Raw genomic sequence first — 13,440 nt, forward strand, 5'->3', positions numbered from 1 at the left:
AGACGGTCAGCGGCGCACGGGGCGGCGCGGCTTGGCGGTCTTGATCTCGGCGTAGCGCTTGAGCATCCGGGAGCGGTGGTCGCGGCCGAGCGCGGTGACCGTCAGGTAGCCGACGAGGACACCGGCGGCGGTCGCCGCGAGGTAGAGCCAGATCTGGGCGAAGAAGGTGCCCGCCCCACCGCCGAACGGGTTCTGCCCGACCAGCAGCGGCCCGACCAGGACGGTCAGCAGCAGCGCGACCCCGACGCCGGCGGCCACGTCGGCCGCCCAGCGGCCCAGCGGGCGGTCCTGCCCCCAGCGGAACGCCAGCCCGGCGAGGATCAGCCCGATCACCAGGAACATCGCCAGCGACACCCGGTCGGCGGCGGTGTCGTCGCCGTCGAAACCGAGCCGGATGACCACCCGGGCGACCACGTTGACCGCGAACAACGCCACCGCGAGCAGCCCGACCGCCCGCCACCAATCCCTCATCGCACGCCTCCCGCCGCACCGCCCGCCCCGACGGCGGGCCTCCTGGCAGGAATATCTACCACCGCAACCTGTGCGTCGTCATCACCCGTCGCGACGGGCCGGTGGCGGTGCGAGCACCTGCCGGAACCCCATCACCGCGAACGTCATCGCGCCCGCCACGATCATCGCCAGCCCCACCCAGTTGTCCCCGGCCAGCAGCAGGTCGCCCTCGCTGGTCCGGATCGCCGCCGCGCCCATCAGCACGAACCACGGCGTGGCGGGCAGCACCACCGCCCAGCGGCGGCCCACCGCCGCGTGGGCGAACCAGCTCAACGCCACGTTGGCGAGGACCACCACCGGCACCGACGCGCCGACCAGCGTCCCGGAGACCCGGACGGTGGACAGGATCAGCTCCAGCAGGCCCGTCGCCACCGCGCCCACCACGGCCACCACGCCACCGGCGACCCGCAGGGCGAGGTCGAGCAGCCGCCACGACCGCCCCGGCGGGGACGGGACGGGGGCCTGCGGCGGGAGGACCGACATCGGCGCGGCGGGCAGGGTCACCGGACGCCGGCCGCCGCGACCGGGGTCCGCCCCGCGCCGTCCCCGTCGAGGTCGAGCCCCGCGAACAGGTCGTCCTCCCAGCCGTACGGGCCGCTGCCCGGCCCCTTCTCCCCCACCGCCAGCGTGAAGTACTCCACGCCCATGAACTCGGCCCCGAAGTTGCCGGCGATCGAGTAGAGCCAGGAGTTGGCCGGGATCTGGGTGGCGTGCGCCCGCATCGCCGCCTCCTTCGCGGCGTGCTGGTCGGTGGCGTCGATCCGGGCGGCGATCTGCTCGTCCGGGGTGCCGAAGGGCAGGTCGTCGATGCTGCCGATGCCCTCGAACGGGTTGTCCGCCGCCTCGGTGAAGTGGCTCAGGCCGGCCTCCAGCACGCTGCGCGGCATGGCCGTCCAGTAGACCTTGGCCGGGGCGAACCCCTCGGCGGCGGCCAGCTCGTGCGCCCGCATCGCCACCCGGTGCGCCTGGATGTGGTCGGGGTGGCCGTAGAAGCCGTTCGGGTCGTACGTGATCATGACCTGCGGGCGTACCTCCCGCATGACCTCCACGACGAACCCGGCGGCCGTGTCGAGGTCGGCCTGCCAGAACGCCCGGGGGTGCTCGTTGGTGGCCATCCCCATCATCCCGGAGTCGCGGTAGCGGCCCGCGCCGCCGAGGAACCGGTGGTCGGTGACGCCGAGCGCGGCGCAGGCGGCGGTCAGCTCCCCGATGCGGAACCCGCCGAGCTGGTCGGCCTCGGCGGCGGCGAGCTGCGCCAGCTCCGGCACGTGGATCTCGCCCTCCTCGCCGAGCGTGCAGGTCACCAGCGTGACGTGGGCACCGGCGGCGGCGTAGTGGGCCATCGTCGAACCGGTGCCGATGGACTCGTCGTCGGGGTGCGCGTGGACCAGCAGGAGGCGGCGGTCGGGCAGCGTCGTCACGACGGTCACTCTAACCGGCGGTTCGCCCGCGCCGGCCCTGACGCGTCCCGCCAGGTCCGCCACATCACCCCCGGGGCGGCTCTACGATCCGACGTGTGGACTTTCCGGAGCTGGCCGCTCGTACCCGCCGGTTCGGCCACGGGGCGCCGCGCGCCGTCACCGTGGCCGGCGACGGCTCCCGGGTGATCTTCCTGCGCTCGGCCGGCCCGGAGGATCCCGCCGACGCGCTCTGGCTGCTCGACACGGCCACCGGCGAGGAACGGCTGGTCGCCGACCCGAGGGCCCTGCTCGGCGCGGGCGGCGACCCGGCCGCGCTCACCCCCGGCGAGCGGGCGCTGCGCGAGCGGCGGCGGCTCAGCGCCGCCGGCATCGGCTCGTACGCGCTGGACGCGGCCGGCCGGATCGCGGTGTTCGCGCTGGCCGGGCGGCTGTTCCGGGCCGACCTGGTGCACGGCGACGTGGTCGAGGTAGCCACCGTCGGCCCGGCGCTCGACCCGCGTCCCGACCCCACCGGCGAGCGGCTGGCGTACGTCACCGACGCCGCCGACGGGGTCCGCCGGGGCGAGCTGCGGGTGGTGGCCCCCGACGGCACCGACAGCCTGCTGGCCGGCGAGGACGGCGGGGTCACCTGGGGGCTGCCCGAGCACGTCGCCGCCGAGGAGTTCCACCGGTTCCGGGGCTACTGGTGGGCGCCCGACGGGCGCGGCGTGCTGGCCGCCCGCGTAGACGAGTCCCGCCTGCCCCGCTGGCACCTGCACGACCCGGCCGACCCGGCCAGCCCGCCGACGACCGTGGCGTACCCGCAGGCGGGCGGGCCCAACGCGGAGGTGAGTCTCCACCTGCTCGACCTCGACGACGGCTGGGTCGACGTGCACTGGGACCGGGAGACCTACCCGTACCTCGCCTCGGTCGACTGGGCCGACGGCAACCCCCTGCTCACGGTGCTGCGCCGGTCGCAGCAGCACGGCCTGGTGCTCGCCGTCGACCCGCGTACCGGCGAGACGCAGGTGCACGCCGAGCTGGCCGACCCGCGCTGGGTCGAGCCGATCCCCGGCACCCCGGCCCACCTGCCCGACGGGCGGGTGCTGGTCGGCGGCGAGCTGGCCCACGACGGGTACGACGCCCGCTGCCTGTTCGCCGACGGCACCCTGCTCACCCCGCCGTCGCTGTACGTGCGCCGGGTGGTGGGCCGGCTGCCCGCCGGCAACGGCCCGGCCGACCTGCTGGTGGAGGCGAGCGAGGGCGAGCCCAGCCAGCGGCACCTCTACCGGGTGCGCACCCTGATCGGCGGCGGGGTGGACGCCCGCCGGATGAGCGGCACCCCCGGCTGGCACACGGCCGCCGTGGGCGGGGACACGCTGGTGGTCGGCACCGCGTCGCTGGACCAGCCGGGCACCACCTGGGCGGTGTGGCGCGGCGACCGGGAGGTCGCCCAGCTCCGCTCGCTGGCCGCCGCCCCGCCGTACGCGCCCCGGCCGACGATGGTGCGGGTGACCGACCGGCGGCTGCCCAGCGCGGTGGTCTACCCCACCCAGCACGTCAAGGGCACCCGGCTGCCGGTGCTGCTGGACGTCTACGGCGGGCCGGGGCACCAGGAGGTGGTGGCCGCGCGGGCGGCCTGGCTGGAGCGGCAGTGGTGGGCCGACTCGGGCTTCGCGGTGGTGACGGTCGACAACCGGGGCACCCCGGGGGTGGCCCCGTCGTTCGAGAAGGCGGTGCACCGCCGGCTCGCCGACGTGGTGCTGACCGACCAGGTCGACGCGCTGACCGCGCTCGCCGACAAGCATCCCGACCTGGACCTGGAGCGGGTCGGCATCCGGGGCTGGTCGTTCGGGGGTTGGCTGGCCGGACTGGCGGTGCTGCGCCACCCGGAGCTGTTCCGCTGCGGGATCGCCGGCGCCCCGGTCACCGACTGGACGCTGTACGACACGGCGTACAGCGAGCGCTACCTGGGCCTGCCGGAGGACGGCATGGACGTGTACGCGCACCACTCGCTGCTGGAGCTGGCGGCCGAGCCGCCGGTGTCAGGTGAGCCCGCCCGGCCGCTGCTGCTGGTGCACGGCCTGGTCGACGACAACGTGGTGGCCGCGCACACGCTGCGGCTGTCGGCGGCGCTGCTGGCGGCGGGCCGCCCGCACTCGGTGCTGCCGCTGCCCGGGGGCACCCACCTGGCGGCCGGTGGCCTGTCGGAACGCCTGCTGCGCCTGGAACTCGACTTCCTCCGCACCCACTTGGGGTAAGGAAGGGCACCTTGTTAACGCTTTCTGTATAGCAGGGGCCCCTTGTTAACGACGCCGTGGTCAGGACCCGGTCGCCTGGTATCTGCGGAGCGCGGCCTCGGCGACCTGGGCCAGGAGCTTGTCGTCGCCAGGGTTGTTGCCCTGCTCTTTCACGACGATCAGAGCGGTGCCGGTCCGGACGAGAATGCTGTCGAAGGTCAGCGTGTCGGCACCGGATGTCGAGCTGCTGCTGACCCGCAGGCTGTCATCGCCCAGCCCTGGCCCTGGTGCCAGTGCGAAGCGGTAGCTGCCGCCGCCCGGACCAGACGCGACGGTGGGGCAACGGCCGACGAAGGTACGCAGGTCGGTCATCGCCCGTCGTGCCCCGTCGTCGGCGTACGTCCGGATGATCTCGGTTCCCACCCAGAGCCAGGAGTTGTCGGGATTTCCGTCACGGCTCAGGGTGGCTGCTGCCATCGCAGACGGAGTCCCCGTCAGCCGCGATGCCGACAGCAGCGGGATCATGTGGTCCGAGCAGCCGCTGTCTGCGCGCCGATCCCCCGCATTCCCTGCATCCCGCGCCATGACCGTCGCGATCTGCACGGTGAACCCGGGCGGCAGCGAGTCCGTGGTCAGCAGGCGCGCGGACAGGGTCGCGGAGTAGCCGGGTCCGCCGGTCGCCGGCACGGCCGGGGAGGCGGGCTTCGTGGCTGGGGCGGAGCCTGTTGCCCGCGCCGTGGCGGGGATCGTCTCGCCCGCTGACCGATCCGTTGGGTGAGCCGTCGAAGGACCGCACGCGGTCGCCAAGCAGACGGCCACCACCGCGACTGAGCCACGCACCATCATGCTGAACACCAGGACTTCTCTGAGTCGAAGGCGACATGATCCCCTACCCCACCCACCAGCCGCGCCCCGCCCCGCCCTCAGCGATCAAGAGGAAAGCGTCAAGTTTGATCTCGACGATGACGCAAACCTCTTGATCACCAAGGCGGGGCGGGGCAGCGGGGGGGGTGGGGGTCAGCCCTTCACGTACGCGTTGACGAAGGACGGGTAGCCGAAGACGCTGGAGATGAAGACCCCGCCGGCCTTGGAGCCGTGCACGTTGTACGCCACGTCGACGTAGAGCGGCACCACCGGGGCGTGCTCCTCCATGATCCGCTGGTCGAGCTTGGCCCACTCCGGGCCCTGCTTGGCGGGCTCCAGGGCGAGGATCCGGTCGAACTCGGCGTTGATCGCCGGGTCGTTGAAGTACGACTGGTTGCTGTTGCCCTCGGCCTTGATGGTGCGGCCGTCGTAGAGCACCGGCAGGATCGACGCGCCGCTGGGCCAGTCCGCCGCCCAGTTGCCGATGTACAGGTCCCAGGGGTTGTTCTTCTTCTTGACCTCGTCGAGCTTGGCGTCGTCCGGGATGTTCCGCACAGTGATCTTGAAGCCGGCCCGCTCCAGGTTGCCCTTGAGCTGGGTCGCCTGCACCTGCTCGTCGGTGTTGTCGGCCACGCCGAGGACCAGCTCCGGCGTCTGCCCGCCGAGCAGCTCCTTGGCCTTGTCGACGTCGCCGTTCGCCCCGGCCGGGTACGCCTCGTACGCCTGGAAGCCGATCGTGGCCGGCGGCATCAGGGTGGTCAGCGGCTGGGCGACGGTCTGCCCGCCGAGCGCCTTGACCAGGCCCTCCCGGTCGATGGCGTAGTTCAGCGCCTGGCGGACCTTCAGGTCGGTCACCCGCTGGTTGTTGATGACGAGCTGGTTGGCGCTCGGCGTCGGCGAGAGGATGGTGCGCGACTTCAGCGCCGCGTCCTGGGCCACCCGGGCGACCAGCGAGGGCGGCACCGAGTTGAAGGCGAGCGCGCTCTGGTCGGGGCCGTTGTCGGCGATCACCCGGTTGTTGGCGGCGTCGGCGGTCGGGCCGAAGCTCCACACGAACTGGTCCGGGTACTGGTGGCGCACCGGGTCGGTGGCCGGGTCCCAGTTCGGGTTGCGGTCGAGGGTGAGCTGCACGCCGACCTGGTTGTTGGCGATCTTGTACGGCCCGGACGAGAACGGCCGCTGGTCCAGGTTGACCCCGGTGTCCTTGTCGGGCCGCAGCGGCGCGGTGGTCGGCAGCGACACGGCGAACGGCAGGTCGCAGCGGGGCTTGGCGAACTCGAAGCGCAGGGTCCGCTCGTCCGGGGTGGTCAGGCCGGGCGGGAGCGCGCCCTTGTTCTTCTTGAAGTCCCACCTCGTGTCGAACTGCGGGGTGTCGGCCAGCCACTCCTGCAGGTAGGTGGGGCCGCCGGCGAGGTCCGGGTCGAAGGAGCGGGCGATGCCGTACGCGATCTCCTTCGACGTGATCGGGCTGCCGTCCTCGAACTTCACGCCCTGCTTGATCGTGAACTGCCAGACCTTGCAGTCGTTGTTGACGTTGGTCCCCGGGGTCTCGGCCAGGTCGCCGACGAGCACGAGGCCGCCCTTGCCGTCGTCCTTCCAGGTCGTCAGGTAGCGGGCGAAGAGCGGGTTGGCCATCAGGCCCGCGAACGAGTACGTCCGCTGCGGGTCCAGGTGGGAGATCGGGGTCTCCCGGATGATGGTGAACGTGCCGCCCTTGCGCGCCCCGCTCACCTCGGCCGCCGGGCCCTGCGAGTCCTTCGGGTCGGTGGCGATGACGCCGGTCTGCTGCCGGCCGGTGTCGACCGTGGTGCCCTCGCCCGTGTTCTCCGAGCACGCCCCCAACGCCACCACCAGTGCGATGGCGCCGCCGACGCCGGCCGCTGCGCGTGGTCGCATCTCCTACCTCCTCTGTCGATGAATCCGGTCGAAACGATCAGCGCAGCCGCACCCGAGGGTCGATCGCCGCGTAGAGCAGGTCCACCACGACGTTGGCCAGCACCACGAACACCGCGGCGATGAGCACGGTCGCCATGATGGTGGGCAGGTCACCGGCGCGGACGGCGTCGACGGCCGTACGCCCCAGCCCCTGGATGCCGAACGTGGTCTCCGTGATGACGGTGCCGCCCAGCGCCCCGCCCACGTCCAGCCCCGCGATGGTCACCACCGGGGTGATGGCCGCGCGCAGCGCGTGCCGCCCGTACACCCTTGGTTTGGTCAGGCCCTTGGCGCGGGCCGTGCGGACGAAGTCCTCCGACAGCGTCTCCAGCATCTGCGCCCGCGACAGCCGCGCGTAGATGGCGGAGAAGAGGAACGCCAGCGAGACCCACGCCAGCACGAGGCCGCTGGCCCACTTGAGCGGGTTGTCGAGCAGCGGCGTGTAGCTCGGCACCGGCAGCAGCCGCAGGTGGTAGACGAAGACCAGCAGCAGCACCGCCCCGACGAAGTAGAGCTGCAACGACGCGCCGGTCAGCGAGAAGCCGATGGCCAGCCGGTCCAGCCAGGTGCCCCGGCGCAGCGCCGAGACCATGCCGAGGCCGACGCCGAGCAGCAGCCACAGCACCGCCGCCGGGATCACGATGCTCAGGGTCACCGGCAGCACCCGGGCGATGGTGTCGCTGACGGCCTCGTTGGTGACGTACGACCAGCCCAGGCAGGGTGCGTCGCACCGGCCGCCCTGGGCGCTGCCGAGGTCCCGCCCGGTGACGATGCCCTTCATGTAGCCGGCGTACTGGCTGATCAGCGGGTCGCGCAGGCCCAACTCCTGGCGGACCCGCTCCAGGCGCTCCGGGTTGCAGTTCTTGGGGCACATGCCGCTGACCGGGTCGCGGGGCAGGGCGAAGAACATCAGGAAGCTGAGCACGCTCACCGCGAACAGGGTGAGCGTCGCCGAGAGCAGCCGCTTGACCAGGAACCGCGCCATCGTGCAGCCCTCCTACCGGGACGACTTCGGGTCGAGCGCGTCGCGCAGCGCGTCCCCGAAGAGGTTGAAGGCGAAGACCAGCGCGAAGATCGTGACGCCGGGGAAGAAGACGTACGCGGGGTCGGTCTGGAGGTAGTCGAGGCTGCGGTAGATCATCCGGCCGAAGCTCGGCGTGGCGTCGGTGAGCCCGACCCCGATGAACGACAGCGCCGCCTCGCTGGTGATGTACGACGGCACGGCCAGCGAGAACGACACCAGGATCGGTGCCCAGAGGTTCGGCAGGAGCTGGCGGAACAGCATGTGCCCCAGCCCGGCGCCGCTGGCCCGGGCGGCCTCCACGAACTCCCGCTCGCGCAGCGCGATGACCTGCCCGCGCACCAGCCGGGCGGTGCTGGTCCAGCCGAACAGGGCGAAGATGGCGATCAGCACGCCGATCTGGAACGCGGGCGGCACCTCCTCGCGCTGGCCGTAGAAGCGCAGCGCGATCGTCGGGGTCAGCGCCAGCGCGATGATCAGGAACGGCATGGCCAGGGTCAGGTCGGTGACCCAGTTGACCACCGCGTCGAGCCAGCCGCCGAGGTAGCCGGCGAGGGTGCCGAGCACGACGCCGATCGCGGCGGTGATCACGGCGGCGGCGATCGCGATGAACAGCGACGTGCGCAGCCCGTGCACCATCCGGATGAAGATGTCCCGCCCCAGGCCCGGCTCCAGCCCGAACCAGTGTTCCCCGGTGACGCCGCCGGCGTAGCCCAGCGGCATGCCGAAGCCGTCGAGCCGGCTCTGGAACTGCTCGCGGGGGCCGATGCCGTACAGCGCCTCGATCAGCGGCACGGCCAGCGCGACGAGCAGGAAGAAGACCAGCATGGCGGCGCTGACCAGCGCCGTGCGGTCCCGGCGCAGCCGGGCCCAGGCGAGCTGGCCGGGCGAGCGGCCGACGACGCGGGAGCCCCCGGGGCCGTCGCCGGTGGACTCGATCTCCGCGAGGGCCACGCCCTCGACCGGGGACAGGCTCACGCCGTCACCTCCGCACCGCTCGCGCCGGCCGCGTCGCGCCCGCCCGGCTCCGGGAAGTCGCCGGCCCCGTCGTGCCCAGGGAAGCCGCCGGCCCCGTCCGGCTCCGGGAAGTGGCAGGCGACCGACTGCCCGCTGCCGTCGCGGGGAACCAGCGCCGGCTCCTCGGTGGCGCAGATGTCGCGGGCCTTGGGGCAGCGGGTGCGGAACCGGCAGCCCGACGGCGGGTTCAGCGGTGTCGGCACGTCGCCGGTGAGCCGGATCCGCCCGCCGGGGCCGAGCCGCGTCGCGTCCGGGATCGCCGACAGCAGGGCCCGGGTGTACGGGTGCCGGGGCCGCTCGTAGATGTCCGCCCGGTCGCCGATCTCCACGATCCGCCCCAGGTACATGACGGCGACCCGCTGGCAGAAGTGCCGCACCACCGCGAGGTCGTGGGCGATGAACACGAACGCCAGGCCGAGGTCGCGTTGCAGGTCGCGCAGCAGGTTGACGACCTGCGCCTGGATCGACACGTCGAGGGCGGAGACGGGCTCGTCGGCGACGATCAGCTTCGGCCGCAGCGCGAGGGCCCGGGCGATGCCGACGCGCTGGCGCTGCCCGCCGGAGAACTCGTGCGGGTAGCGGTTGTAGTGCTCGGGGTTGAGCCCGACCAGCTCCAGCAGCTCCTGCACCCGGCGGCGCACCCCGCCGGGCGGGTCGATCCCGTTGACCTGCAGCGGCATCGCCACGATCCGGCCCACGGTGTGTCGGGGGTTCAGCGACGCGTACGGGTCCTGGAAGATGATCTGGAGGTCCTGGCGCAGCGGGCGCAGCTCCCGCCGCCCGGCGTGGGTGATGTCGCGGCCGGCGAACTCGATGCGCCCGGCGGTCGGCTCCAGCAGCCGCACCAGCATCCGGCCGGTGGTGCTCTTGCCGCAGCCGGACTCCCCGACCAGACCCAGCGTCTCGGCGGGGCACACCGCGAAGTCGAGGCCGTCAACGGCCCGCACCAGGCCGGTGGCGCGGAACCCGGTGCGCACCGGGAAGTGCTTGGTCAGCCCGCTGACCCGCAGCAGTGGCTCGCTCATCGGGCCGCCCCCGTCCGCCCGACGCCCTCGGCGTGCAGCCGGGCGCGCTCGCCGGCCGGCAGGTGGCAGGCCGCCAGGTGGCCGGGCTCGCCGGCCGGGGCCAGCGCCGGGACCTCGGCGTGCGAGCGGCCGCCGGTGCGGTCGGCGTACCGGCAGCGGGGGTGGAAGGCGCAGCCGGGCGGCAGGTCGATCAGGCTGGGCGGGTTGCCGGGGATGGGCACCAGGTCCGCGTCGGCGTCGCCGTGCAGCGACGGCACGCTGGAGAGCAGACCCCAGGTGTACGGGTGCCGGGGCCGGCGCAGCACCTGCTCGGCGCTGCCGTGCTCGACGGCCCGGCCGGCGTACATGACCAGCACCTCGTCGGCGACCTGGCCGACCACGCCGAGGTCGTGGGTGATCAGGATGATCGCCGAGCGGAACTCGGCCTGGAGGTCGGCGAGCAGGTCCAGGATCTGCGCCTGCACGGTGACGTCGAGGGCGGTGGTCGGCTCGTCGGCGATCAGCAGGGCCGGGTCGTTGACCAGGGCCATGGCGATCATCGCCCGCTGCCGCATGCCGCCGGAGAACTCGTGCGGGTACTGGTCGTAGCGCCTCGCCGGCTGGGGGATGCCGACCCGGCCGAGCATGTCGACGGCCCGCCGCCGGGCCTCCCGCCGCCCGGCCCGCGGGTGGTGCACCCGGTACGCCTCGGCGATCTGCCGGCCCACCGTGTAGTAGGGGTGCAGCGCCGACAGCGGGTCCTGGAAGATCATCGCGACGTCCCGGCCGCGCAGCCGGCGGACGTCCTCCTCGGGCAGGCCGACGAGCTGCCGGCCGCCGACGGAGATCCCGCCGGTGACGGTGGTGCGCCTCGGGTCGTGCAGGCCGAGGATCGCCAGCGAGGTGACGCTCTTGCCGGAGCCGGACTCGCCGACGACGGCGAGGGTGCGGCCCCGCTCGACGGCGAAGGAGACCCCGTCGACCGCGCGGACGGTGCCGTCGGCGGTGTCGAAGCGCACCCGCAGTTCGTCGACCCGCAGGTACGGGTCGGACGCCGGTGCTGGCTCGCCCACGACCACCTCCCCAGTGACGAAGAGAAACTACAACAGATCACTGAGGCTGAAAATAAGCTACAGATCGAGGGCTGTCAGCGGTGCTGAGCGTAACGACTCGGCAACTGCCTCCGACACCCCTGATCGCGAGACCGGCGAAGCCGCACGGGTCGCACGTCGGGTGCGACCATGATGGGGGTGGCCGGGAGAGGATCCGTGCCCGATCGATCGAGGTGGGGTGACCATGACCGCGGCGGTGTTCGACCACGACGGACCGTGGACCGAGGAGGAGTACCTCGCCCTCGGCAGGACGTCGCAACGGGTCGAACTCTTCGACGGGAGCCTCCACCTGACCTCGGCCCCCACCCCACGGCACCAGAACATCTCCGGCGAGCTACGCGCCGCCTTACGGACGCCGGCCCGCGACGCCGGGCTACGCGTCCTGGAAGCCGTGAACGTCCGGTTGAAGCCCGGTCGCATCCCCATCCCCGACCTCGTGATCACCGGTGAGATCGACTTCGACGAGCCCAACATCGAGGCGAGCGACGTGCGGCTGGTCTGCGAGATCATCTCGCCGAGCAACGCGGCCACCGACAAGGTGCTCAAAATGCACTACTACGCCGCCGCCGGCATCCCGTGGTACCTGCTGATCGAGCAGCAGATCGGGACGCTGCACCTCTACCGCCGGCAGGGCGGGCACTACATCGAGCAGTCGGTCGCCACCGTGGGCGAGGTGCTGGAGTTGGTCGAGCCCGTCCGGGCGAAGATCCGACCCGAGGATCTCGTCCCCTGACGGATGTCGGCCCCGTCCCCTAGGGTCGGGCGCATGAGCGAGCGCCAGCGAGCGAACCATCCATCTGGCCCGGTGTCCCAGGGCGGCGCGCAGCGCAGCGGGGCGTCGTCATGACCGGATTCGATGCGGCGTCCGCCGCCGTGCAGGCCGCCCTGGACGCGGGCGCGCGGTACGCCGACGCCCGGGTGATGCACCGCCGCTACGAGTCGATGTCGGCCCGCAACGGCGACGTCGAGGAGCTGACCCAGGACGAGAGCCTCGGGCTGGGCGTCCGGGCGCTGGTCGGGTCGGGCTGGGGCTTCCACGCCGTACCGGAGCTGTCGGACGCCGCCGCCCGCGACGCCGGCCGGCGGGCCGCGCTGATCGCCGCCGCGAGCGCCCGGGTCCCCGGCCCGCCGGTCGACCTGGTGCCGGCCGAGCCGGTCGTCGCGAGCTGGTCCTCGGCGTGCGAGGTGGACCCGCTCGGGGTGGCCCTGTCCGACAAGGGCGACCTGCTGGTCGGCGCGACCGCGACCATGCGGGAGCACGGCGCCGACCTGGCCGAGGGCCTCTACCAGGTGTGGGACACCACGAAGTGGTTCGTCTCCAGCGAGGGGCACCGCATCGACCAGCGCATCCGCGAGTGCGGCGGCGGCATCTCGGCCACTTCGATCGGCGACGGCGAGACCCAGCGCCGGTCCTATCCGAGCTACCGCGGGCAGTACGGCACGACCGGCTGGGAGCTGGTCACCCGGCTCGACCTGGCCGCGCACGCCGCCCGGGTCGCCGAGGAGAGCCGCGCGCTGCTCACCGCGCCCGAGTGCCCGGCGGGCGAGACCGACCTGATCCTCGGCGGCGAGCAGCTCGCGTTGCAGATCCACGAGTCCGTCGGGCACGCCATCGAGCTGGACCGCATCCTCGGCTGGGAGGCCGCGTTCGCCGGCACCTCCTGGCTGGACCTGGCGCAGCTCGGCTCGCTGCGCTACGGCTCCGAGCTGATGAACGTCACCATCGACCCGACCATCCCCGGCGCGCTGGGCAGCTTCGGCTTCGACGACGAGGGCTCCCCGGCGGTGCGGCGGGACGCGGTGCGCGAGGGCCGGTGGGTGGGGGTGCTCGCCGGCCGCGACTCGGCCGCCGTCGCCGGCCTGGACTACGGCGGCAGCGTACGCGCCGACGGCTGGGCCCGGCTGCCGATGGTGCGGATGACGAACGTCGGGCTGGAGCCCGGCCCGCACACCCTCGACGAGATCGTCGCCGCCACCGACGACGGGGTGCTGATGGACATCAACCGCTCCTGGTCGATCGACGACAAGCGGCTCAACTTCCAGTTCGGCTGCGAGATCGGCTGGGAGGTGAAGCGGGGCCGGCGGGGGCGGATGCTGCGCAACCCGACCTACACGGGCATCGGCCCGCTGTTCTGGCGCTCGATGGACATGCTCTCCGCCGAGACCGTCGCCTGGGGCACGCCCAACTGCGGCAAGGGCCAGCCCGGCCAGGTCGGCCACACCGGTCACCCGGCCGCGCCGGCCCGGTTCCGCAACGTCCGAGTGGGGGTGCGCGCATGAGCGAGCGGAGCGAGCGAATCATCAGGCTCAGTGCGGTGAGGTCTCATGCGGCCGCCG

At 73.0% G+C, this 13,440-nt stretch carries 12 protein-coding genes; 3 read left to right on the forward strand and 9 right to left on the reverse strand.

Annotated features, from left to right (window positions below):
- Positions 1 to 6: 6 nt before the first annotated feature.
- The 3 genes from ACVMYR_RS11735 to mshB form a co-directional block, all read right to left on the reverse strand.
- A complete protein-coding gene (locus ACVMYR_RS11735) occupies positions 7 to 471 on the reverse strand; it encodes a hypothetical protein (RefSeq protein ID WP_457121814.1) in 465 nt (154 codons plus the stop codon).
- 81 nt (positions 472 to 552) lie between these two features.
- Complete coding sequence (locus ACVMYR_RS11740) at positions 553 to 993, reverse strand: hypothetical protein (protein WP_043966549.1); 441 nt, start codon at positions 991 to 993, stop codon at positions 553 to 555.
- 17 nt (positions 994 to 1,010) lie between these two features.
- Positions 1,011 to 1,940 (reverse strand): N-acetyl-1-D-myo-inositol-2-amino-2-deoxy-alpha-D-glucopyranoside deacetylase, encoded by a 930-nt coding sequence (gene mshB, locus ACVMYR_RS11745; RefSeq protein ID WP_091277068.1) that lies wholly within the window; start codon positions 1,938 to 1,940, stop codon positions 1,011 to 1,013.
- Positions 1,941 to 2,026: 86 nt separating this feature from the next.
- Between mshB and ACVMYR_RS11750 the strand changes: the two genes are divergently transcribed.
- Positions 2,027 to 4,171 carry a prolyl oligopeptidase family serine peptidase gene (locus ACVMYR_RS11750; protein WP_457121815.1) on the forward strand — a complete coding sequence of 715 codons (2,145 nt, stop codon included), beginning with the start codon at positions 2,027 to 2,029 and terminating at the stop codon, positions 4,169 to 4,171.
- Between the two features lie 60 nt (positions 4,172 to 4,231).
- On the opposite strand, the gene ACVMYR_RS11755 is transcribed toward ACVMYR_RS11750, so the two are convergent.
- From ACVMYR_RS11755 to ACVMYR_RS11780, 6 genes are all read right to left on the reverse strand, one after another.
- The gene (locus tag ACVMYR_RS11755; protein ID WP_457121816.1) at positions 4,232 to 5,005 is read right to left on the reverse strand and encodes a hypothetical protein; all 774 of its coding nucleotides are present in this window, start codon (positions 5,003 to 5,005) and stop codon (positions 4,232 to 4,234) included.
- Between the two features lie 162 nt (positions 5,006 to 5,167).
- Positions 5,168 to 6,910 (reverse strand): ABC transporter substrate-binding protein, encoded by a 1,743-nt coding sequence (locus ACVMYR_RS11760; protein WP_457121817.1) that lies wholly within the window; start codon positions 6,908 to 6,910, stop codon positions 5,168 to 5,170.
- Between the two features lie 37 nt (positions 6,911 to 6,947).
- Complete coding sequence (locus ACVMYR_RS11765) at positions 6,948 to 7,934, reverse strand: ABC transporter permease (protein WP_431972776.1); 987 nt, start codon at positions 7,932 to 7,934, stop codon at positions 6,948 to 6,950.
- A 12-nt stretch (positions 7,935 to 7,946) separates the two neighbouring features.
- Positions 7,947 to 8,948 carry an ABC transporter permease gene (locus tag ACVMYR_RS11770; protein WP_457121818.1) on the reverse strand — a complete coding sequence of 334 codons (1,002 nt, stop codon included), beginning with the start codon at positions 8,946 to 8,948 and terminating at the stop codon, positions 7,947 to 7,949.
- Positions 8,945 to 10,012 (reverse strand): ABC transporter ATP-binding protein, encoded by a 1,068-nt coding sequence (locus ACVMYR_RS11775; protein ID WP_457121819.1) that lies wholly within the window; start codon positions 10,010 to 10,012, stop codon positions 8,945 to 8,947. Before ACVMYR_RS11775 ends, ACVMYR_RS11770 begins: the two co-directional genes overlap by 4 nt.
- Entirely contained in the window at positions 10,009 to 11,064 is a 1,056-nt protein-coding gene (locus ACVMYR_RS11780; RefSeq protein WP_457121820.1) for an ABC transporter ATP-binding protein, read from the reverse strand. Before ACVMYR_RS11780 ends, ACVMYR_RS11775 begins: the two co-directional genes overlap by 4 nt.
- 223 nt (positions 11,065 to 11,287) lie before the next feature.
- Here ACVMYR_RS11780 and ACVMYR_RS11785 point away from each other — a divergent pair, with 223 nt between their 5' ends.
- Both ACVMYR_RS11785 and ACVMYR_RS11790 read left to right on the forward strand, forming a co-directional pair.
- On the forward strand, positions 11,288 to 11,836 hold the full coding sequence (locus ACVMYR_RS11785) for a Uma2 family endonuclease (protein WP_457121821.1): 549 nt from the start codon (positions 11,288 to 11,290) through the stop codon (positions 11,834 to 11,836).
- Between the two features lie 110 nt (positions 11,837 to 11,946).
- Positions 11,947 to 13,383: a TldD/PmbA family protein gene (locus ACVMYR_RS11790; RefSeq protein ID WP_074472625.1), complete on the forward strand. Its 1,437-nt coding sequence runs from the start codon at positions 11,947 to 11,949 to the stop codon at positions 13,381 to 13,383.
- Positions 13,384 to 13,440: the final 57 nt, after the last annotated feature.

Source organism: Micromonospora sp. PTRAS2 (genome assembly GCF_054052245.1).